Here is a 19,854-nt window from a genome sequence, read left to right on the forward strand (position 1 = left end):
CCCTCCACATAGGAGGTTTTGTGAACTGTTATCTGGTTGGCGGCGCCGTGCGCGACACCCTGTTGGGCCTTGAGGTCCACGAGCGGGATTGGGTGGTAGTGGGGGAAACCCCAGAGGCCATGAAGGCCCAGGGCTTCGAACAGGTGGGCCGGGATTTTCCCGTCTTCCTGCACCCCAAAACCCACGAGGAATACGCCCTGGCCCGCACCGAGCGTAAGAAAGGTGTCGGCTATACCGGTTTCGAAGTGTTCGCGAGCCCTGACGTGACCCTGGAGGAAGATCTCATCCGCCGGGATCTCACCATCAACGCCATGGCCCAGGATCAGGACGGCAACCTCATCGACCCCCATGGCGGCAAGAGCGATCTGGACAACAGGGTGCTGCGCCATGTGTCGGATGCCTTTTGCGAAGATCCGCTCAGGGTACTGCGCCTGGCCCGCTTCGCCGCCCGTTTTGCCCACCTTGGCTTTACCGTCGCCCCACAAACCCAGGCGCTGCTGCGCCAGATGGCGGACAGCGGCGAGCTTGCCGCCCTGACCCCGGAGCGGGTCTGGAAGGAAATGGAAAAGGCCCTCAACACCGGTTCGCCCCAGGTGTTCTTCGAGGTACTGAAGGACTGCGGCGCCTTGCAGGCCCTGTTCCCAGAGCTGGACAACCTCTTCGGGGTACCGGCCCCCGAAAAATGGCACCCGGAAGTGGACAGCGGCATCCATACATTAATGGTGCTGGAGCAGGCCGCCAAGCTGAGCGATGACATCGAAGTGCGCTTCGCCGCCCTTTGCCACGACTTCGGCAAAGCCCTGACCCCACCCGACAAGTGGCCCAGCCACCACGGCCACGGCCAGAGCGGCATGGCGCTTATCACCGATTTCTGCACCCGCTTCCGGGTGCCCAACGGCTGCCGCGACCTGGCGCTGCTGGTCTCGGATCTGCACTGCCAGGTGCATACCGCCTTCGAACTGCGGGCCAGCACCCTGGTACGGCTCTTCGACAAGCTGGACGCCTGGCGCAAGCCCGAGCGGGTGGAAAAGCTGGTGCTCGCCTGCATCGCCGATTACAAGGGCCGTACCGGCTTCGAGGAAAAACCCTATTCCCAGGCGGACTGGCTGCGCCAGTGTTTCAAAGCGGCGAGAATGGTGGACGTCAAAGCCATAGTGGCCAGGGGCCTCAAGGGCCCTCAGGTGGGGGAAGCGGTTAATGCCGAGCGGATCCGCCTGGTGCAGGCGGAAAAGGACGCCCGTCAGGGCGCCTGATCAGCCCTCGAAGGGCACGGGCCAGAGGGCCTGGGTCTTGGGAAAATCGCTCCAGAGCTGCCGGTAGCTCTGGGCGCTGCCGGGCAGCAACTGCTCCGGCACCAGCTCCGCCAGGGGCCAGAGCACGAAGGCCAATTTGCGGATATCGGGGCGCGGCAGCTCCACCGGTTCCTGGCAGACCAGGTCGCCAAAGGTCAGCAGGTCGATATCCAAGGTGCGGGGGGCGTACTTCTTGGCATTGGCCGGCCGGCCATGGGCAAACTCCACGTCCTTTATCCAGGCCAGCACCGCCTCCAGGGGCCAGTCGGTCCAGGCCCTCACCGCCATGTTCAGGAAGTTGGTGCCCTTGAAGCCGATGGGCTCGGCCTCGAAGACAGGGGAACACGCTATCTCGCCGAAGGCAGCCCGCAGGGCCTTTAGGCCGGCACGCAAGTGCTGCTCAGGGCTGACGTTGGAGCCGAGGCTCAGTAGGATCTCGGTCACGGCGCGCGGCGTTCGATGATAAGGCCGACGTTGCGGGCGTTGGGCACGGCACCGGGCTTGGACAGTTTCAGCTTCAGCCAGGTCACCCCGAAATCGCTGACCAGCTTTTGGGCGATGCGCTCGGCCAGGGTCTCCAGCAGCTCGAACTGGTGGCTCTCGGCATACTGGGTGATGAAGGCACTGATACTGCCGTAGCAGAGCGCCTTGCCGTAGTCGTCCCCTTGCGCCGCGGCCTTGATGTCGGTGGCCAGCTCCAGGTCGAACACCAGCTTGCGCTTGTGGTCCTTTTCCCAGTCGAAGACACCGATGACGGTGTAGACTTCCAGGCCTTCGATAAAGATGCGGTCGCTCACAGGTCGGGTCTCGTTTTGGCGCCGGCCCTGCTAATCTCGCGGGCCTGCTTGTACGACAACGGCAGCCGAGTTTACCTTATCCCCTAACCGGAAAAAACCAAGGGCCTTAATGATCGCCACCGCTGTACTGATGACCCTGGTCGCCTATCTGTTGGGCTCTGTTTCCAGCGCCGTCATCGTCTGCCAGCTGTTCGGCCTGCCTGACCCCCGCCTGCACGGCTCCGGCAACCCGGGCGCCACCAATGTGCTGCGCCTGGGCGGCAAGGGGCCTGCTGCCCTGGTGATGGCCGGCGACGTGCTCAAAGGCACCATACCGGTTTGGGGCTCTTTCTTCCTGGGCATCGACGCCATCTGGCTGGGGGTGATTGCCATTGCCGCCTGCCTGGGCCACATCTTCCCGATCTTTTTCCGCTTCCGCGGCGGCAAAGGGGTGGCCACCGCCTTCGGCGCCATGATGCCCATAGGCCTGACCCTCGGCGGCCTGCAGATCCTGACCTGGATACTGCTGGTGATGGCGACCCGGCTCTCCTCGCTGGCGGCCATAGTGACGGCGGCCCTGTCTCCCCTCTATACCTGGTTCATCAAACCGGCCTACGTGATCCCCGTGGCCATGCTGGCGACCCTCATCATCATCCGCCACAAGGACAACCTGCGCCGGCTCTGGAACGGTACAGAGCCACGGATGCGGTTTAGAAAACCCAAATGAAAAGGGTGAACCTCGAAACCTAAGCGCTGCTTGGGTGCAGGTTCACGCCAGGCTCTGGATGGCCTGGCCGGGTTCGGCACCAGGGAGGGTTTTGGGGAACAAAGAAGGCGGCCCAGGCCGCCTTTTTCCTAGCCCGTTATCAGGGCGCGATAGGCGCCAGGCTTTCCAGGGACCAGCGGGGCTGGGCCTTGACCGACAGCTCCAGGCTGCCCTCGGCCTCGAGGCGCAGGGCCCCGGCCAGGGCGATCATGGCGCCGTTGTCGGTGCAGAACTCGGGGCGGGCATAGAAAACCTCGCCCTTGAGGCCGGTCATCAGTTCCTCCAATTTGGCCCGCAGCCGCTTGTTGGCGCTGACGCCGCCGGCCATCACCAGCCGCTTGAAGCCGGTTTCCTTGAGGGCCCGGCGGCACTTGATGGCCAGGGTATCCACGACGGCGTCCTCAAAAGCGCGGGCGATGTCGGCCTGGGTCTGTTCGTCATCCCCTTCGCCACTGCCTGCGCCACTGCCTGCGCCACGAATGACATTGGCCGCCGCCGTCTTGAGGCCGGAGAAGCTGAAATCCAACCCCGGGCGGTCGGTCATGGGCCTCGGGAAGCTGAAGCGGTCGGGGTTGCCCTTTTCCGCCATGGCCGCCAGGCGAGGGCCGCCGGGGTAGTCCAGGCCCAACAGTTTGGCGGTCTTGTCGAAGGCCTCACCGGCGGCATCGTCGATGGACTCGCCGAGGATGCGGTACTTTCCTATGGCTTCCACCGCCACCAGTTGGGTATGGCCGCCGGATACCAGCAGCGCCACGAAGGGGAACTGGGGCGGGGTCTCTTCCAGCATGGGGGCCAGCAGGTGCCCTTCCATATGGTGGACTGCCACGGCCGGGATCTGCCAGCCGTAGGCCAGGCTCCGGCCTATGGTGGCGCCCACCAGCAGGGCTCCCACCAGGCCGGGGCCTGCTGTATAGGCGATGCCGTCCAGCTCTTCGCCCTTGAGGCCGGCTTCCTGCAGGGTTTCCTTTATGAGGGGCAACGTCTTGCGCACATGGTCGCGGGACGCCAGCTCAGGCACCACGCCGCCATAGTCGGCGTGCAGCTTCACCTGACTGTAGAGCCGATGGGCCAGCAGACCTTTTTCGGTATCGAAGATGGCAATGCCGGTTTCGTCACAGGAAGTTTCGATGCCCAGAACGCGCATGGGGAGCCTCATAACCACAGGGGCCGCTATCTTAACCGCAGCTCGACACTATCTCCACCTTTGCCGCCGATCCCGGCTTTACATTCGCTGCCGGCGTACGTTAGAATTCCGCACCATTTTTAGTCGCAGTGGTCATTTGCAGACCACCTAACCGTATAACCCCTGAGGTGATGGTACATGCCCGTAATTAAAGTACGTGAGAACGAACCCTTCGACGTAGCCCTGCGCCGCTTCAAGCGCTCCTGCGAGAAAGCCGGTGTCCTGGCCGAGTGCCGCAAGCGCGAATTCTACGAGAAGCCTACCACTGAGCGTAAGCGCAAGAAGGCTGCTGCCGTTAAGCGTCACGCCAAGAAACTGGCTCGCGAAAACGCCCGTCGCGTTCGTCTGTACTGATTAGCGATTTAGCATCTGGAGCCGTTATGAGTCTCAAAGAGCAACTCACCGACGCGCAGAAAGATGCCATGCGTGCCAAGGACAAAGAGCGCCTTGGCACGCTGCGTTTGGCCCTGGCCGCTATCAAGCAGGTCGAAGTGGACGAGCGCCGCGAACTCTCCGACGACGAAGTGCTGGTCATCCTCACCAAGATGATCAAGCAGCGTCGCGACTCCATCTCCCAGTACGAAAGTGCCGGCCGCCAGGAATTGGCCGACGCCGAGGCTGCCGAGATCACAGTCCTCCAGGACTTCCTGCCCAAGCAGCTCAATAGCGACGAAATCGCGGAGCTCATCGCCCAGGCCGTCACCGAAACCGGTGCCACTGGCCCGGCTGACATGGGCAAGGTCATGGCTTGGCTCAAACCCAAGTTGCAGGGCCGTGCGGAAATGGGCCCTATCAGCGGCCTGGTCAAGGCGAAATTAAGCGCCTGACAAATCCGCCTCGGGTGATAGGATAACTCCTTCACCTTATTCATTTTTATCCTGCTGACCGGAGCATCATGGCTGGAACCATTCCCCGTGATTTCATCGACGATCTGTTGGCTCGTACCGACATCGTTGAGCTGATCGGCACCAGGGTCAAACTCAAGAAAACCGGCAAGAACTACAGCGCCTGTTGCCCTTTCCACAGCGAAAAGACGCCCTCCTTCTCGGTCAGCCCCCAGAAGCAGTTCTACTATTGCTTCGGCTGCGGCGCCAAGGGTGACGCCATCAAGTTCGTGGAAGAATTCGACCGCATCAATTTTGCCGAAGCAGTGGAAGAGCTGGCCAGCATGCAGGGCCTGGAAGTGCCCCGCGAAGCAGGCCACCAGCGCAACCCCAAGGCCGCCGAACGCCGAGAAGACGCCTATGGCCTGATGCAGGACATACAGCGTTTCTACTACCAGAACCTCAAGTCCTTTCCGGCCGCCGTTGACTACCTCAAGGGCCGAGGCCTGTCGGGTGACATCGTCAAGCAGTTCGGCATCGGCTATGTACCGGACGAATGGGATGGGGTTCTCAAGAAATTCGGCACCAGCTTCGAGCGCCAGCAGCTGCTGATGGACACCGGCATGCTGGTGCAGAACGACAAGGGCCGCCGTTACGACCGCTTCCGCGAGCGGGTGATGTTCCCCATCCGCGACCGTCGCGGCCGGGTCATCGCCTTCGGCGGCCGGGTGCTGGGGGACGGCACACCGAAATACCTGAACTCCCCCGAGACCCGTATCTACCATAAGGGCAGCGAGCTCTACGGCCTTTACGAGGCCCGCCAGGCCAACCGTGAATTGCAGCGGCTATTGGTGGTCGAAGGTTATATGGACGTGGTGGCCCTGTTCCAGGCCGGCGTCAGCTACGCGGTGGCCAGTCTCGGCACTTCCACCACCAGCGACCAGCTGGAACTGCTGTTCCGCTCGGCGCCGGAGGTGATCTGCTGCTATGACGGCGACCGCGCCGGCCGGGAAGCGGCTTGGCGGGCCATGGAAAACGCCCTGCCGCTGCTGCGCGACGGCCGCACCTTGAAGTTCATCTTCTTGCCTGACGGCGAGGACCCGGATTCGATGGTGCGCAAGGAAGGCAAAGCCGCCTTCGAGGCGCTGCTGGCCAAGGCCCTGCCCCTCTCCCAGTTCCTCTTTCAGGAGCTGGAGAAGAGCGTCGACATGGCCAGCCCCGACAGCCGCTCGCGCCTGGCCGAAAAAGCCATGCCGCTACTGGAGCGGCTGCCGGACTCGGTGTACCGGGTGATGCTGCGCGAAGAGCTGGCCAAACGGCTGGCAGTAGCAGAGGAACAGCTGGAGCGTTTCGTGGCCAAGAGCCCGGCTCAGCCCCAGCAGAAGAAGGCCACCAAGGCCGGCCGGCCGCCCTTGATGCGGCTGACCATCGCCATACTGGTGCAGAATCCGGCCCTGGCCCTGGAACTGCCCGAACTCGATTTCAAGGCACTGCGGCTCCCGGGCGCCGAGGTGCTGGATGAAGCGGTACAGGCCATCAAGAACGGCACTGTGCCCACTACAGGACAATTGCTGCGGCGACTTGAAAACAGCGCCAACGCCCCCATCTTCGCCAAATTGGCGGAGCTGGACCTGTCCGCTGTGGAAGACAATCTGACCCCGGAATTGCTGGGCGCCGTGGAGCGCCTACTCACCGAATCCTTGGAGATCCGGTACCAGGAACTGGTGGCCAAGCAAGCGCGAAAGCAGGCCACACCTGAAGAAATTCAAGAACTTAAGGCGTTGTTTTCTGCGAAGGCGGGAAATGGCTGAGATTCATGCGGTGCTAGCAGTGAGGAAGGCGACTCGCTATACTGTCGTATTCACTTTCTGGCACGGCAATTCAACCTGAGCGGATGATGTCTATGGAGCAAACCCCACAGTCGCAGCTTAAACTTCTGGTCGCCAAAGGTAAAGAACAGGGCTACCTGACTTATGCCGAGGTGAACGACCATCTGCCGGACGACATCGTCGATTCCGATCAGATAGAAGACATCATTCAGATGATCAACGACATGGGTATCCAGGTGTTCGAAAGCGCACCTGACGCCGATACCCTGATGATGTCTGAAGATGCTGCCGACGAAGACGCTGTAGAAGCCGCCGCCCAGGCCCTGGCTACCGTCGAGAGCGAACTGGGCCGCACCACTGACCCGGTGCGCATGTACATGCGTGAAATGGGTACCGTCGAACTGCTGACCCGTGAAGGCGAGATCGACATCGCCAAGCGCATCGAAGACGGTATCAACCAGGTCCAGTGCTCCGTTGCCGAATACCCCGAAGCCATCACCTACCTGCTTGAGCAGTACGACAAGGTGGAAGCGGGCGAGTCGCGCCTGTCCGACATCATCTCCGGCTTCATCGATCCCAACGCCGAAGAAGATGCCGCCCCCTCTGCGACCCATGTGGGCTCCGAGCTGTCCCAGCAAGAGCTGGACGACGAGGACGACGACGAGGAAGAGGAAAGCAGCGACGGCGGTGACGACGACAACACCCTGGACCCGGAAGTCGCCCGCGAGAAGTTCGGTGCCCTGCGCAGCCAATACGAAGCCGCCCGCGCCACCATCAAGGCCAAGGGTCGTGCTTCCGACGAAGCCCGTGATGAAGTGCTGAAGCTGGCGGAGATCTTCAAGGAATTCCGCCTGGTACCCAAGCAGTTCGACCGCCTGGTGGCCGAGATGCGCGACATGATGGACCGCGTCCGCACCCAGGAGCGACTGATCATGAAGCTGACCGTGGACGACGCCAAGATGCCCCGCAAGGTCTTCATGAAGACCTTCCCCGGCAACGAGTCCAACATGGGCTGGCTGGACGGCCACCTGGAGGCCGGCAAGGGCTACTCCGATGTGATGAAGTCCCTGGAAGAAGATCTGCGCCGCTGCGTACAGAAGCTGCAGCAGATCGAGCAGGAAACCGGCCTCACCATCGAAGCCATCAAGGACATCAACCGCCGCATGAGCATCGGTGAGGCCAAGGCCCGCCGCGCCAAGAAGGAAATGGTCGAGGCCAACCTGCGTCTGGTTATCTCCATCGCCAAGAAGTACACCAACCGCGGCCTGCAGTTCCTGGATCTCATTCAGGAAGGCAACATCGGCCTGATGAAGGCGGTGGACAAGTTCGAATACCGTCGCGGCTACAAGTTCTCGACCTACGCCACCTGGTGGATCCGTCAGGCCATCACCCGCTCCATCGCGGACCAGGCCCGCACCATCCGTATCCCGGTGCACATGATCGAGACCATCAACAAGCTCAACCGTATCTCCCGCCAGATGCTGCAGGAGATGGGCCGCGAGCCCACCCCGGAAGAGCTGGCCATTCGCATGGCCATGCCGGAAGACAAGATCCGCAAGGTGCTGAAGATCGCCAAGGAGCCCATCTCCATGGAGACCCCCATCGGGGACGACGAAGATTCGCATCTGGGGGATTTCATCGAGGACACCACCCTCGAGCTGCCGGCCGATGCCGCCACCAGCGAAAGCCTCAAGCTGGCCACCCAGGAAGTGCTGTCCAGCCTGACGCCCCGCGAAGCCAAGGTGCTGCGCATGCGTTTCGGTATCGACATGAACACCGACCATACCCTGGAAGAAGTGGGCAAACAGTTCGACGTTACCCGTGAGCGTATCCGTCAGATCGAAGCCAAGGCCCTGCGCAAGCTGCGCCACCCTTCCCGCTCCGAGATCCTGAAAAGCTTCCTGGACGAGTAAGCCCAGGCAGGCAACAAGAACGGCACCCTAGGGTGCCGTTTTTTTATGGGTCGAAGAAGAGCGCCAGCCAGACGGTGGGCCTGTCGGGCGCCGTCCAGTTGACCCTGTGCTTCACGCCGGCCGGCAACAGCTGGCAGCAACCCTTGGCCAGGTGCACGGCCTCGCCGCCCTCGAAGCCCAGCTCCGCCTCCCCTTCCAGCACCAGCACCCACTCGTGCTGCTGCTGTTCATACCAGAAACCCTCTGGCGAACCCTGGCCGTGAGAGACGATGCGCTCCAGGCGCAGCCCCGGGCGGCTCAAGAGGTCGTCGAACACCTCGCCTTCGAAGGCGTCCGGTAAGGGGTTTAAAAGGTTCTGGGCTTTCATCACACCAAGAGTATGGCCATCAATACCGGTGTTGCCAGGCTGAGCAGGAAACCGGAGACGATGGCCACAGGCACGCAGGCAGGGCCGCCGCTCTTCTGGATCACCGGCAATGAGAAGTCCATGGCCGTGGCCCCGGCATAGCCGATGGCCAGCGGCATGGCCCTTTGCATCAGGGTTGGTATCAAGGCCAGGGCCACCAGTTCACGGAAGAGATCCACGAAGAAGCTGGTGGCGCCCCAGAGCGGCCCCAGGGCGTCACTCACCAAAATGCCGGACAGGCTGTACCAGCCGAAACCGCTCACCAAGCCCATGCCGTGGTTGACTGGTAGTCCCAGCCAAGGCGCCAGCAGGGCCCCCATAGCCAGGGTGCTCAACATCAGGGTCAGGGCGATGAAGAGCCCAAGCCGGTTCAGAAAGAGCTGGCGCAGCGTCATGCCGGCCGCCCTCAGCTGGATACCGATCAACAGCAGCAACAGCGCCAGGGCCCCTTCCGAGAAGGCGTGGGCGTTGAGCGGCAGCACCAGCCCCACCAAAGTGCCCGTTATGACGGTGCCCACCAGGATGCCGGAATCTTTGAGCACCTGGCCCCATCGGATGGGTTGGCGTTCCCCCTGGCGGCCATGGTCATGGAAGGCCTTTGACAGCAGCCAGAGCGCCAGGCCGTTGGCCGCCGTCACGGCACCGAACACCAGGGCCGTGGTACCGGCCATGCGCGCCAGGGCCGATGCCAGGTTGTCGATACCGGCCAGCCCCATGCCCATGAAGAAGAGGATGACGTAGACCAGCCAGGTCACGCCGCGGCCTACCCAGGCCAGGGGCTTGTCCTTGAAAGGCGGCAGCAGGTAGCCCAGCAGCAGGGGCAGCAGTATCACGGCAAGGGAGGCAAACATGGTCGATATGGCTCGGCAACGAAAGGGCGCAGCATAGCAGTTTCAGGCCTTCACCGGCAGGGCCAGGGGGCCGTTCAAGAATTCGCCAAACGCTTCAATCCCCTGGCTTTTAGCCAGGCCAGGGTGGTGACAAGGCGGCGCCAAACCCCTTATACTCCCCAGCCACGGCCCCTTAGCTCAGTTGGTTAGAGCACACGACTCATAATCGTTAGGTCCCCAGTTCAAGTCTGGGAGGGGCCACCAAATCACGAAAGGCCAGCGGGAAACCGCTGGCCTTTTTTCATTTCCGGCGCCTTCTATAGCGCCATCGACCTGCCTCCGCCGTTCTCGGCTTTGCCCCCGCCCCAGCCGACCATCGGCCCCTGGCGCATTCCGTCGCTATAAAAGGCAGCTCGTCGCCCTATCGCCAAGCTCCCTGGCCTATTCCCCACACTGGAGGTCCTTTCGATAGCGGGACCTCACCATGCTCAAGCGACTCTGCCTTTTACTGCTTCTGGTTCAGCACTGTGCCTTGGCCACGGAATGGGATACCCGGCTGCGCGCCCAGGAGCGGGCCGAACGGGCCAGCGGCAGCGCCCTGTTCCCGGCGGAAAGCGGCCAAAGCCAGTTCGCCGCCCTGGATCTCGGCGTTAAGAGCCAGGGGATTGGGCTGGCGGCCACGGCCTGGTATCAAAACCAGGGCAGCGGCAGCGACGCCGACCTGGAGCTGGCCGAGCTCTTCTACGACTTCAGCATCGATGACTGGTTTGTCTCGGCCGGCAAGAAGAAGCTCGACTGGGGCGTCGGCTACGGATTTCGCCCCCTGGACCTGTTTTCGCCCACCGATCCCCTGGCCCTCTACACCTCGGTAGCCCCCGGTAGCTGGCAGCTGAGCGCCGACCGTTTCGATGACGACGGCAACTGGACCTGGGTCTGCAACCAAAGCCGGCCTTATTACCATGCGCCCGGCCGGCAGCCACAAGGCAACGGCTGCGGCCTGCGCCGCTACAGCGACTTGGGCGGCTGGGAGCTGCAATACCTGGCCCATTACGACAGCAAGCTGAAATGGCGGCTCGGCGGCAGCGCCGTCACAGTGCTGAGCGACAGGCTCGAATTCCACGGCTCCCTGCTCTGGCAGCAGGCTTACCAGGTGGCCGACTTCCATCCCGAGCGGCTGGCCGCCGATACCTTTATCAACCCTGTGGTGTCGGCCGACAAGCGCGGCGCCTGGCAAGGGCTGGTGGGCCTGAACTACAGCACCGACTGGGGCGCGACCCTGATCCTCGAATACTGGTACGACGGCCGCTCCCCGTCGGACAGGGACTGGAAGGAGATGCTGGCAAGGCCAGGGCAAGCCAGCCCCTTCAGGGCCTATCAGCTGATGGCCGAACGGCAGATGTTTGCCAGCCAGAACCTCTTTCGCAACACCCTGATGCTGCACCTCAGGAGCAGCGGCGAGCACTGGCGCCCCGAGCTCACTATGTTGTTGGATCCCATCGATAAAGGGTTATCAATTCACGGCAAAGTCTGTTACTACTTTGCGTCCGGCGACAAGCTGGAGTTGGGCGCCAAGCATTACCTGGGCGCGGCCGACAGCGTCTACCGCCAGCTCGATTTCGAGACCACCTACTACCTGGGTGTCGAACTGGTTTTCTAAGGATGGAAAGTGCGACTGAGTGACGACAACAAGAAGGACCTGCGGCTGACCGCCGTCTGCCTGGTGATCGGCTGGACCCTGTATTTCATCGGCTGGTCGGCAAGCCTGGGGCTGTCCCTGGCCATAGCCCTCGGCATGGGCTTCACGGTGCGTTACGGCAGGCGCCTCCTGGCGGCCAGCTTCCCAGCCATGGCGCCGGCGCTCCAGTTCCTTATCGCCGCCCTCGTCTCCTGCCTGGTGCCCCTGGTGCTGCTGGAGCTGTACCTGCCCGGCGACGTCCATATAGCGCCGGACCGCTACCTGGGCATCATCCTGGTCTGCGCCCTCATCGCCCTGGCCATCAGCTACCTCTTTTACCGCAGCGAACAATCCCACGCCCTGCAACAGGCCCTGGACAGGGCCGAACTGGAGCGCGTCAAGCAGGACAAGGAACTGCTGGAGACCAAGCTGCGCCTGCTGCAGTCGCAGATAGAGCCCCATTTCCTGTTCAACACCCTGGCCAATATCCAGGCGCTGATCGCCCTGGAGCCCAAGACCGCCAGCAAGATGCTGAGCGCCCTCACCGCCCTGCTCCGCCAGAGCCTGACCCGGACCCGCGACGAATGGCTGACCCTGGAGCAGGAGCTGAAATTCAACGAGGCCTACCTGGCCGTCCAGCAGATCCGCCTGGGCGAGCGGCTCAGGGCGACCTTCGATATTCCTGATCAGCTGCCGGGGAGCATCCTCTTCCCCCCCATGCTGCTGCAACCCCTGATCGAGAACGCCATAGTCCACGGCATAGAGCCGCTCAAGGACGGCGGCGAGCTGCGGCTCAGCATCGCCTCAAGCGCCGACAAGCTGCAGATCAGCCTCTTCAACAGCTGCCCAGAGGGGCAGCAGAGTCACCACAAGGGCCACAAGATAGGCGTCAACAACACCCGGGAGCGACTCGCCCGGCTCTATGGCGACCAGGCCCTGTTTTCGCTGGATCACCTGGAGCACGGCGTCCAGGTTTACTTGGAGGTTCCCCTCAATGTCACAAGGCTATAAGGCGCTGATCGCCGATGACGAGCCCCTGCTCAGGCGCCACCTGGCCCACCTGCTCGGGGACGTCTGGCCCGAGCTGGAGATAGTGGCCCAGGCCGCCGACGGCGAGCAGGCCTGGCAGCAGGTGCAGCAGTGCCAGCCCGACCTGGTATTCCTCGACATCCGGATGCCGGCGCTGGACGGCATCAGCCTCAGCAAGCGCTTCTCTTCCCTGGACAAGATGCCGCTGGTGGTCTTTACCACCGCCTTTGAGCAGCACGCCGTCGAGGCCTTCGAGAACGAGGCCATCGACTACCTGCTCAAACCCATCGAAGACGAGCGCCTCGCCGTCACCATAGGCCGCCTCAAGGGCCGCTTGGCCCAGGCCAGGCAAAGCCAGGAACCCGATCCCAGGCAGCAGCAGCTGATGTCCCTGCTGCAAACCCTACTGCCGGGCCAGGCGGAGGAGCCCCAGTCCAGCGAGCGCCTGAAATGGGTAAGGGCGAGCAAGGACGGCGTGGTCAAGATGATAGACGTGGACGAGGTCGACTACTGGCTGGCGGAAGACAAGTACACCACCGTCAACACGGCCGAGGGCAACTTCCTCATCAAGACCAGCATCAGCCAACTCGAGACCCAGCTGGACGGCGACCAGTTCTGGCGCATCCACCGCAACTGCATCGTCAATGTCGGGCGCATCCACAAGGTGGAACGCGACTTCTCGGGCCACCTCTTCGTCTACTTAAAGCCAGGCCAGGGCAACAGGCGCCTGACCGTCAGCCGCAGCTACCAGCAGCTGTTCAAGCAGATGTGAGCCAAGGAGGCCAGGCGCCTCCTTTTTCATTCCCGTCCGTCGCCCCCCATTACCGTTCATCCCCCCTATTGGCCTTCGGTCACCTCGGCCGGCGCCGCCTTTTTGCCTCCCTTAGTCTCTTGGCCATGGAAGACAGCCAACCACTGAGGAACAAGACATGAAACAGCTCATCGGCAAATTGACCCTGATCGGCGCCGCCCTGGCCTTCACCCTGCCGGCCGCGGCAATCGAGATCCCCCAGCGCCTGATGGCCACCCAGCAGGCCGGCCTGGCCGGCGACGAGGCGGCCAACCAGGAAGCCATTTCGGCCCTCGGCAAGCTGGTCAAAGCTGACGGCAGCGACGCCCTGGCCCTGGCCCTGCTGGGCAGCAGCGAGACGGCGGCGGCCCGCTACCAGGACCAGCCCTGGCAGAAGATGCAGGCCGCGGAAAAGGGCATGGCCCACTTGGACAAGTCCCTGGCCCTGCTCAAGGTCAAGGCGACACCGGCAGAGATCTTTCGGGTGACCACAACGGCGGCCTGCACCTTCATCAAGGTGCCCAAGATGTTCAACCGCCTCGACCAGGGCTATGGCCTCATCCAGGGGCTGATCGCCTCCCCCGGTTTCGACAGGGCGCCGCCCCAGGCCAAGGCCAGCGCCTACCTGTGCGCCATCGAGGCCGACATCAAGGCCGGGCGCCCGGCGCAGGCCAAGGCGCAGATAGCGGCCCTCACCAGCCTGGCGCCCCAGGGCCGCCACATGGCGCAGCTCAAGCAGCTTGAAGACCAGCTCAACCAAGCCAAGGGGGAATGACCATGCTGAGTTTCAGCGGCCTGACCAAGTCCTACCAAAGCGGCGACGCCGAGGTGCAGGCCCTCAAGGGGGTCGAGGGCCATATCGCCAGGGGCGACACCGTCGCCCTCTGCGGCCCCTCCGGCAGCGGCAAGTCGACCCTGCTCAACCTCTGCGGCCTGCTGGATGCAAACTACAGCGGCGACATCTTCCTGGACGGCCAGCAGGTGCCGCGGGACCCGGCCGCCCTGACCCGGCTTCGCCGCGAGAAGATAGGTTTCATCTTCCAGCACTACAACCTGATCCCCGTGATGACGGCCTTCGAGAACATCGAGTATCCCCTGCTGATGCTGGGTCTTAACAAGCAGCAGCGCTACCAGCGGGTGGCCAGGATGATCGATGCCGTAGGCCTCGCCCAGCACGCCAAGAAGCGCCCCGGCCAGCTGTCGGGGGGCCAGCAGCAGCGCATCGCCATAGCCCGGGCCCTGGTCAAGGAGCCGGCCCTGGTGATCGCCGACGAGCCCACCGCCAACCTGGACACGGCGACGGCCACCCTGGTCATCGACCTGATGCGCCAACTGGGCCAGCGCAGCCGGAGCACCTTCGTCATCGCCACCCACGACCACCGCATGACGGAGCGCTGCGACCGCGTGCTGGAACTGAGCGACGGCCACCTCAAAGAGCTGGCCGCCCACCCCCTGGCCCACAGCGCCTGACCGACTAAGAGGACAGCCCATGCTTTGGTTACATTTCGCGTTTTTGAATGTCTGGCGCAACGCCCGCCGCTCCGTCTTCACCATGCTGGTCACCGCCATCGCCACCCTGGCCATCATGACCAGCGCCGGCTTCGCCCTCTTCACCTACCACTCGCTGGCGGAAAAGGCCGCCCGGGACGAGGGCAACCTGACCATCAGCGATCCGCGCTTCTTCAGCGACGAAGAAGAGGTGCCCATGGCATTCGGCCTCAAGGATGTGGAGAGTATCCGCGGCCAACTGCTGGCGGACGACGACGTCAAGGCGGTGCTGCCACGGCTCAACTTCACCGGCCTGGTCTCCAATGGTGAGAAGACGGCCATCTTCATCGGCCTCGGCGTCGAGCCCCAGGAGTTCCACGTCAAGGGCCCCTTCCTCGACATGCTGCAAGGCCAGCCCCTGTCCTCCTTTGAAGAGACCAGGCCCCAGGTGGTGCTGGCACAGGGCCTGGCGAAGTCCCTCAAGGTCAAGGTCGGCGACTTCGTCACCCTGCTGGCCACCACCACCAGCGGCGCCCTCAACGCCTTCGACTTCGAGGTGAAGGGCATCTACAGCACCGGGGTTCCGGACCTGGACAAGCGCCAGCTCTATGTCGATATCCCCAGCGCCAAATCCTTGCTGGACACCGACAAGGTCAGCAGCCTCGCCGTCTACCTGTTCGATATCGATAAGACGGCGGACAAGCTGTCCCAGTACGCCAAGCGCTTCCCCGCCCAGCTGGTCACCCCCTGGTGGCAGAGGGCCTTCTATTACCAGTCGGTGCGCGACCTCTATAACCGCATCTTCGGCCTGCTGGGGGCTGTCATGGTGCTGCTGGTGTTCTTCTCCATCTCCAACACCATGGGCATGACGGTCACGGAAAGGACCAGGGAGATAGGCACAGTCGCGGCCATGGGCGGCTACCGCTGGGAGACCATCCGCAACTTCACCCTGGAGTCCTGCATCATCGGCATCCTCGGCGCCCTGGCCGGCATAGCCCTGTCCTTCCTGCTGACCTGGGCCCTGCTGCAACTGCATATCCAGATGCCGCCCCCGCCGGGCAGCAGCAAGGGCTACCCGCTGACCATAGAATTTTCCTGGCCCCTGGCCGCCCTGACCAGCCTGATCCTGACCCTGATCTGCGTACTGGCCGCCGTCAAGGCCGCCTACAAGGGTTCATCCAAGAACATTACGGAGGCACTGAGCCATGTTTAAAGCATCCCTTTTCGCCCTGCTGACCCTGGTGGCCGGCACCACAATGGCGGCCACCGCCGACCAGGCCCTGCTGCAAAAGGCCGAGCAATACCGGGGGCGCGCCAGCTCCGCCCTGGTGGACTGCCAGGTGGAGCTCTACCAGGGCGACCAGCTGGAAAAGTCGCGCCTCTTCCAGGTCTACCTGGGCACGGACGAGCGCTCCCTGGTGGTCTTCAAATCCAAGGCCGACGCCGGCCAGAAGGTGCTGATGAAAGGCAATGACTTCTGGATGCTGATGCCCAAGAGCCGCCGCCCCATCCGCATCACCCCCATGCAGAAGCTGCTGGGGGAAGCGGCCCTGGGGGACATCGCCACCCTCAGCTGGAGCAAGCAGTACCAGGTGGCAAAGAAGGAATCGCAAGGCCAGAGCCTGGTGCTGACCCTCACCGCCATCAGTGACGCCGCCAGCTACCAGAAGATAGTGCTGCGCCTGGACGCCGCCGACCTCTTCCCCCTAAGCGCCGATCTCTACCTGCGCTCCGGCCTGCTGGCCAAGAGCGCCACCTTCGAGCGCGGCGAGCGGGACGGCCAGCCCAGCGTCGTCGCCATGGCGCTCTCTGACAACATGAAGAAGGGCAGCAAGACGGTGGTCCGCTACCAGCAGGTGCAGCCCCTGGCCATGCCGGACAAGCTGTTCAACCCCCAGATCCTGCTGCGCGCCAACCTGGAGCAGCTGCTGGCCGACTGAACAAGGCGGGGCCCAGGCCCCGCCTCTTACACCGGCACCCAAACAGGAGAGAAGGGCTTCAGATCCCGTTGTATTTGAACTCCCTTTTCCCTTTTTTCTTTTTCAGCTCTTCTTGGCATCCAGATACCATAATCCCGCAATCCGTCTCCGGAATGCTGTAATAAAGCGCTTCCAGTATGGGGTGGTATTTATCGATAACCGACTGGCGCAGGGCCTCGGGGATATGGGGCAGGTAACGGCGCTTCACCTGTCCGTTGTGCACCCCGACGATGTCACCGAGGCGATAGCGTAGGTATTGGTATTCACCTTCCTTTTTACGGTAGGCCTCGGTGCCGGCTTGCAGGGTCGCCAGCTCAGCTTTGGCGGCGTCGGCTTCCTTTTCCACCTTGCCCAGCACCATTTCCAGGGGCCGCATCTTGATGGTGATGCGGTAGGGCTTGTCCGCCTTGTTGGGGGGGAAGCCGTACCTGTCGTAGCTATAGAAATAACCGGGATGAAAGACCAGAAAGCCGATGTTGGCGGCGTCGTTAGGCAGGGCCAGGTCCAGCCGCTCCCTAGGGAAGGTCACGGGCCGGCCGGCATAGGCCAGCTTGATGTGCTTGTATCCCCGCTTGCCCCCCAGGCCATGACTGCCCACCTCGGTATAGGCGACGTCGATGACGAAGGGATGCTCGGGCACCTTGCCGTCCAGGGTTTCGACGGTGACGATGATGGGGCCGCGATAGCCGAAGGAATCGTCGAACAGCCAGAAGCAGCCCCCCAGCAGCAAGGCGGCAAGCAACAGCAAGGGCCTGGCGAGGTGGCGGTAGGCCGGGAAAAAAGCGGGCGCCCCACCGGGGGCGCCAAGGGGTAATAACGGCATCCAAAATCCTTTTGGGCTTTTAGTCCTGGGTCGGCAGGGATACTAGCGCCGCCGCATTAACAAACCAACAACATCGGTGTGTCGGGATAGCGGGGGCATGCCTAGCCGCCTTTGGCCTGCACCTGTTCCAGCACCTCTTTGGGGGCGGGGGCATAGTGCTTGAACTCCATGCTGAAGGTGGCGCGGCCCTGGGTCAGGGAGCGCAGGTTGGTGGCGTAGCCGAACATCTCCGACAGCGGCACCAGGGCGCTGATCTGCTTGACGCCGCCGTGGAGATCCTCCATGCCCTGCATGGCACCGCGCCTGGCGGTGAGGTCGCCGATGACGTTGCCCATGAACTCCTCGGGGGTCTCCACCTCCACGTCCATCAGCGGTTCCAGCAACTGGGGCTGGGCCCGGCGCATGGCCTCCTTGAAGGCCATGGAGGCGGCGGTGCGAAAGGCGTTCTCGTTGGAGTCCACGTCGTGGGAGGAGCCATCCACCAGGGCCACCCGCACGTCCACCACGGGGTAGCCGGCCAGCACTCCCGAGGTCATGGTCTCCTGTATGCCCTTGTCCACCGCCGGTATGAATTCCCGGGGCACCACCCCGCCCTTGACCTCGTCGAGGAAGGCATAGCCTTTGCCCTCCTCCTGGGGCTCGAGGCGGATCACCACATGGCCGTACTGGCCGCGGCCGCCGGTCTGCTTGACGAACTTGCCTTCGACGTCGGCCACCGCCTGGCGCACCGTCTCCCGGTAGGCCACCTGGGGCCGGCCGACGCTGGCCTCGACGCCGAATTCGCGCTTGAGGCGGTCCACCAGGATCTCCAGGTGCAGCTCGCCCATGCCGGAGATGATGGTCTGGCCGGATTCTTCGTCGCTGCGCACCCTAAAGGACGGGTCCTCCTGGGCCAGGCGGCCCAGGGCCAGGCCCATCTTCTCCTGGTCGGCCTTGGTCCTGGGCTCTATGGCCTGGGAGATGACGGGCTCGGGGAAATTCATCTTCTCGAGGATGATGGGATTGTTGATGTCGCAGAGGGTGTCCCCCGTAGTGACCCCCTTGAGGCCGACGGCGGCGGCGATGTCGCCGGCATGGACCTCCTTGATTTCCTTGCGGTCGTTGGCGTGCATCTGCAGGATGCGCCCCAGCCGCTCCTTCTGGCCCTTGGTGGGGTTGTAGACGGCTTCGCCGGCATTGGCGATGCCGGAATAGACCCTAAAGAAGGTGAGCTGGCCGACGAAGGGATCGGTCATTATCTTGAAAGCCAGGGCCGAGAAGGGCTCGTCGTCCGTGGGGTGGCGCTCTATCTCGTTGTCCTTCTCGTCATGGCCTTTGATGGCCGGCACGTCCGCCGGCGACGGCAGGTATTCCACCACGGCGTCCAAGAGCGCCTGCACGCCGCGGTTCTTGTAGGCGCTGCCGGCCAGCATCGGCACTATCTCGTTGCGCAGGGTCCTGGCCCGCAAGCCGCGCTTGATTTCCTCTTCGCTCAACTCCTCGCCGCCCAGGTACTTGTCCAGGAGCTCGGCCGAGCCTTCGGCGGCGGCCTCCACCATGTGCTCGCGCCATTCCCTGGCCAGGGGCATCAGCGCGGCTGGGATGTCCTCGTAGCTGAAGGTGGTGCCCATGCTGGCGTCGTCCCAGAGGATGGCCCGCATCTTCACCAGATCCACCACGCCGTGGAAGTCGTCCTCGGCCCCCAAAGGCAATTGGATGGGCACGGCCAGGCCCTTGAGGCGCTCGCGGATCTGCTTTTCCACCCGCAGGAAATCGGCGCCCACCCTGTCCATCTTGTTGACGAAGGCGATGCGCGGCACCGCGTACTTGTTGGCCTGGCGCCAGACGGTCTCGGACTGGGGCTGGACGCCGCCGACGGCGTCATAGACCATGACGGCGCCGTCCAGCACCCGCATGGAGCGCTCCACCTCTATGGTGAAGTCCACATGGCCGGGGGTGTCGATGATGTTGATGCGGTGCTCTTCGAAATTGCCGGCCATGCCCTTCCAGGCCGTGGTGGTGGCCGCCGAGGTGATGGTGATGCCCCGCTCCTGCTCCTGGGCCATCCAGTCCATGACGGCCGTGCCCTCGTGCACTTCCCCAATCTTGTGGCTGATCCCCGTGTAGAAGAGGATGCGCTCCGTGGTGGTAGTCTTGCCGGCGTCGATATGGGCGCTGATGCCGATATTGCGGTAGCGGGCTATGGGAATGCTGCGGGTCATGGGCTGCTCCTGGCCAGGGACTGGGGACTCCTCATGGCGGTGCCGGCCCT

General features: G+C 63.3%; 20 protein-coding genes and 1 tRNA gene. 14 read left to right on the forward strand and 7 right to left on the reverse strand.

All coding sequences use genetic code 11. The annotated features are described in order from the left end of the window. The first annotated feature begins 20 nt into the window (after nucleotides 1–20). Nucleotides 21–1,253 carry a multifunctional CCA addition/repair protein gene (locus PVT67_RS13965; RefSeq protein WP_301494523.1) on the forward strand — a complete coding sequence of 411 codons (1,233 nt, stop codon included), beginning with the start codon at nucleotides 21–23 and terminating at the stop codon, nucleotides 1,251–1,253. Here PVT67_RS13965 and folK read toward each other — a convergent pair whose 3' ends face one another. Together folK and folB are read right to left on the reverse strand one after the other, a co-directional pair. Next, nucleotides 1,254–1,736 (reverse strand): 2-amino-4-hydroxy-6-hydroxymethyldihydropteridine diphosphokinase, encoded by a 483-nt coding sequence (folK, locus tag PVT67_RS13970; RefSeq protein ID WP_301494525.1) that lies wholly within the window; start codon nucleotides 1,734–1,736, stop codon nucleotides 1,254–1,256. It lies immediately after the preceding gene. Continuing rightward, nucleotides 1,733–2,089 (reverse strand): dihydroneopterin aldolase, encoded by a 357-nt coding sequence (folB, locus tag PVT67_RS13975; RefSeq protein WP_301494528.1) that lies wholly within the window; start codon nucleotides 2,087–2,089, stop codon nucleotides 1,733–1,735. Before folB ends, folK begins: the two co-directional genes overlap by 4 nt. 109 nt (nucleotides 2,090–2,198) lie before the next feature. Here folB and plsY point away from each other — a divergent pair, with 109 nt between their 5' ends. After that, a complete protein-coding gene (gene plsY / locus PVT67_RS13980) occupies nucleotides 2,199–2,795 on the forward strand; it encodes a glycerol-3-phosphate 1-O-acyltransferase PlsY (RefSeq protein WP_301494530.1) in 597 nt (198 codons plus the stop codon). 139 nt (nucleotides 2,796–2,934) lie between these two features. Here the strand turns inward: plsY and tsaD are convergent, their stop codons facing one another. Beyond that, nucleotides 2,935–3,978 carry a tRNA (adenosine(37)-N6)-threonylcarbamoyltransferase complex transferase subunit TsaD gene (gene tsaD, locus PVT67_RS13985; protein WP_301494533.1) on the reverse strand — a complete coding sequence of 348 codons (1,044 nt, stop codon included), beginning with the start codon at nucleotides 3,976–3,978 and terminating at the stop codon, nucleotides 2,935–2,937. A 177-nt stretch (nucleotides 3,979–4,155) separates the two neighbouring features. Here tsaD and rpsU point away from each other — a divergent pair, with 177 nt between their 5' ends. The 4 genes from rpsU (at nucleotide 4,156) to rpoD (ending at nucleotide 8,583) form a co-directional block, all read left to right on the forward strand. Continuing rightward, nucleotides 4,156–4,371, forward strand: coding sequence for a 30S ribosomal protein S21 (gene rpsU / locus PVT67_RS13990; RefSeq protein WP_008485630.1), 216 nt, complete (start codon nucleotides 4,156–4,158; stop codon nucleotides 4,369–4,371). Nucleotides 4,372–4,397: 26 nt separating this feature from the next. Then, a complete protein-coding gene (locus PVT67_RS13995) occupies nucleotides 4,398–4,844 on the forward strand; it encodes a GatB/YqeY domain-containing protein (RefSeq protein ID WP_301494539.1) in 447 nt (148 codons plus the stop codon). A gap of 68 nt (nucleotides 4,845–4,912) precedes the next feature. Beyond that, complete coding sequence (dnaG, locus tag PVT67_RS14000; protein WP_301494541.1) at nucleotides 4,913–6,652, forward strand: DNA primase; 1,740 nt, start codon at nucleotides 4,913–4,915, stop codon at nucleotides 6,650–6,652. Nucleotides 6,653–6,744: 92 nt separating this feature from the next. Further along, nucleotides 6,745–8,583, forward strand: coding sequence for an RNA polymerase sigma factor RpoD (rpoD, locus tag PVT67_RS14005; RefSeq protein ID WP_301499712.1), 1,839 nt, complete (start codon nucleotides 6,745–6,747; stop codon nucleotides 8,581–8,583). A 43-nt stretch (nucleotides 8,584–8,626) separates the two neighbouring features. Here rpoD and PVT67_RS14010 read toward each other — a convergent pair whose 3' ends face one another. Further along, the gene (locus PVT67_RS14010; protein ID WP_301494543.1) at nucleotides 8,627–8,950 is read right to left on the reverse strand and encodes a cupin domain-containing protein; all 324 of its coding nucleotides are present in this window, start codon (nucleotides 8,948–8,950) and stop codon (nucleotides 8,627–8,629) included. Then, nucleotides 8,950–9,840 (reverse strand): LysO family transporter, encoded by an 891-nt coding sequence (locus tag PVT67_RS14015; RefSeq protein WP_301494545.1) that lies wholly within the window; start codon nucleotides 9,838–9,840, stop codon nucleotides 8,950–8,952. The genes PVT67_RS14010 and PVT67_RS14015 overlap by 1 nt, the downstream gene beginning before the upstream one ends. 166 nt (nucleotides 9,841–10,006) lie before the next feature. Between PVT67_RS14015 and PVT67_RS14020 the strand changes: the two genes are divergently transcribed. From PVT67_RS14020 to PVT67_RS14055, 8 genes are all read left to right on the forward strand, one after another. Further along, nucleotides 10,007–10,083, forward strand: a tRNA-Ile gene (locus tag PVT67_RS14020). A 220-nt stretch (nucleotides 10,084–10,303) separates the two neighbouring features. After that, on the forward strand, nucleotides 10,304–11,476 hold the full coding sequence (locus PVT67_RS14025; RefSeq protein ID WP_301494547.1) for a hypothetical protein: 1,173 nt from the start codon (nucleotides 10,304–10,306) through the stop codon (nucleotides 11,474–11,476). 9 nt (nucleotides 11,477–11,485) lie between these two features. Next, on the forward strand, nucleotides 11,486–12,505 hold the full coding sequence (locus tag PVT67_RS14030; RefSeq protein ID WP_301494550.1) for a sensor histidine kinase: 1,020 nt from the start codon (nucleotides 11,486–11,488) through the stop codon (nucleotides 12,503–12,505). Beyond that, on the forward strand, nucleotides 12,489–13,295 hold the full coding sequence (locus PVT67_RS14035; RefSeq protein ID WP_301494552.1) for a LytR/AlgR family response regulator transcription factor: 807 nt from the start codon (nucleotides 12,489–12,491) through the stop codon (nucleotides 13,293–13,295). Before PVT67_RS14030 ends, PVT67_RS14035 begins: the two co-directional genes overlap by 17 nt. A 157-nt stretch (nucleotides 13,296–13,452) precedes the next feature. Beyond that, nucleotides 13,453–14,088, forward strand: a complete 636-nt coding sequence (locus tag PVT67_RS14040) for a hypothetical protein (protein WP_301494555.1) — start codon at nucleotides 13,453–13,455, stop codon at nucleotides 14,086–14,088. Nucleotides 14,089–14,090: 2 nt separating this feature from the next. Next, complete coding sequence (locus tag PVT67_RS14045) at nucleotides 14,091–14,783, forward strand: ABC transporter ATP-binding protein (RefSeq protein WP_301494557.1); 693 nt, start codon at nucleotides 14,091–14,093, stop codon at nucleotides 14,781–14,783. 19 nt (nucleotides 14,784–14,802) lie between these two features. After that, nucleotides 14,803–16,014: an ABC transporter permease gene (locus PVT67_RS14050; RefSeq protein ID WP_301494559.1), complete on the forward strand. Its 1,212-nt coding sequence runs from the start codon at nucleotides 14,803–14,805 to the stop codon at nucleotides 16,012–16,014. Beyond that, nucleotides 16,007–16,741: an outer membrane lipoprotein-sorting protein gene (locus PVT67_RS14055; RefSeq protein ID WP_301494561.1), complete on the forward strand. Its 735-nt coding sequence runs from the start codon at nucleotides 16,007–16,009 to the stop codon at nucleotides 16,739–16,741. Before PVT67_RS14050 ends, PVT67_RS14055 begins: the two co-directional genes overlap by 8 nt. Before the next feature lie 58 nt (nucleotides 16,742–16,799). On the opposite strand, the gene PVT67_RS14060 is transcribed toward PVT67_RS14055, so the two are convergent. Beyond that, a complete protein-coding gene (locus tag PVT67_RS14060; protein WP_301494563.1) occupies nucleotides 16,800–17,603 on the reverse strand; it encodes a hypothetical protein in 804 nt (267 codons plus the stop codon). Between the two features lie 101 nt (nucleotides 17,604–17,704). Next, nucleotides 17,705–19,804 carry an elongation factor G gene (gene fusA, locus PVT67_RS14065; protein ID WP_301494565.1) on the reverse strand — a complete coding sequence of 700 codons (2,100 nt, stop codon included), beginning with the start codon at nucleotides 19,802–19,804 and terminating at the stop codon, nucleotides 17,705–17,707. Nucleotides 19,805–19,854: the final 50 nt, after the last annotated feature.

Origin of the sequence: Gallaecimonas kandeliae (assembly GCF_030450055.1) — a bacterium.
Lineage (GTDB): Bacteria > Pseudomonadota > Gammaproteobacteria > Enterobacterales > Gallaecimonadaceae > Gallaecimonas > Gallaecimonas kandeliae.

Excerpts from the sequence above, each read along its gene's own strand:
- plsY (WP_301494530.1), top strand. The coding sequence starts at position 2,199 with ATGATCGCCACCGCTGTACTGATGACCCTGGTCGCCTATCTGTTGGGC.
- tsaD (WP_301494533.1), bottom strand. The coding sequence starts at position 3,978 with ATGCGCGTTCTGGGCATCGAAACTTCCTGTGACGAAACCGGCATTGCC.
- rpsU (WP_008485630.1), top strand. The coding sequence starts at position 4,156 with ATGCCCGTAATTAAAGTACGTGAGAACGAACCCTTCGACGTAGCCCTG.
- PVT67_RS13995 (WP_301494539.1), top strand. The coding sequence starts at position 4,398 with ATGAGTCTCAAAGAGCAACTCACCGACGCGCAGAAAGATGCCATGCGT.
- dnaG (WP_301494541.1), top strand. The coding sequence starts at position 4,913 with ATGGCTGGAACCATTCCCCGTGATTTCATCGACGATCTGTTGGCTCGT.
- rpoD (WP_301499712.1), top strand. The coding sequence starts at position 6,745 with ATGGAGCAAACCCCACAGTCGCAGCTTAAACTTCTGGTCGCCAAAGGT.
- PVT67_RS14010 (WP_301494543.1), bottom strand. The coding sequence starts at position 8,950 with ATGAAAGCCCAGAACCTTTTAAACCCCTTACCGGACGCCTTCGAAGGC.
- PVT67_RS14015 (WP_301494545.1), bottom strand. The coding sequence starts at position 9,840 with ATGTTTGCCTCCCTTGCCGTGATACTGCTGCCCCTGCTGCTGGGCTAC.
- PVT67_RS14025 (WP_301494547.1), top strand. The coding sequence starts at position 10,304 with ATGCTCAAGCGACTCTGCCTTTTACTGCTTCTGGTTCAGCACTGTGCC.
- PVT67_RS14035 (WP_301494552.1), top strand. The coding sequence starts at position 12,489 with ATGTCACAAGGCTATAAGGCGCTGATCGCCGATGACGAGCCCCTGCTC.
- PVT67_RS14040 (WP_301494555.1), top strand. The coding sequence starts at position 13,453 with ATGAAACAGCTCATCGGCAAATTGACCCTGATCGGCGCCGCCCTGGCC.
- PVT67_RS14045 (WP_301494557.1), top strand. The coding sequence starts at position 14,091 with ATGCTGAGTTTCAGCGGCCTGACCAAGTCCTACCAAAGCGGCGACGCC.
- PVT67_RS14050 (WP_301494559.1), top strand. The coding sequence starts at position 14,803 with ATGCTTTGGTTACATTTCGCGTTTTTGAATGTCTGGCGCAACGCCCGC.
- PVT67_RS14055 (WP_301494561.1), top strand. The coding sequence starts at position 16,007 with ATGTTTAAAGCATCCCTTTTCGCCCTGCTGACCCTGGTGGCCGGCACC.
- PVT67_RS14060 (WP_301494563.1), bottom strand. The coding sequence starts at position 17,603 with ATGCCGTTATTACCCCTTGGCGCCCCCGGTGGGGCGCCCGCTTTTTTC.
- fusA (WP_301494565.1), bottom strand. The coding sequence starts at position 19,804 with ATGACCCGCAGCATTCCCATAGCCCGCTACCGCAATATCGGCATCAGC.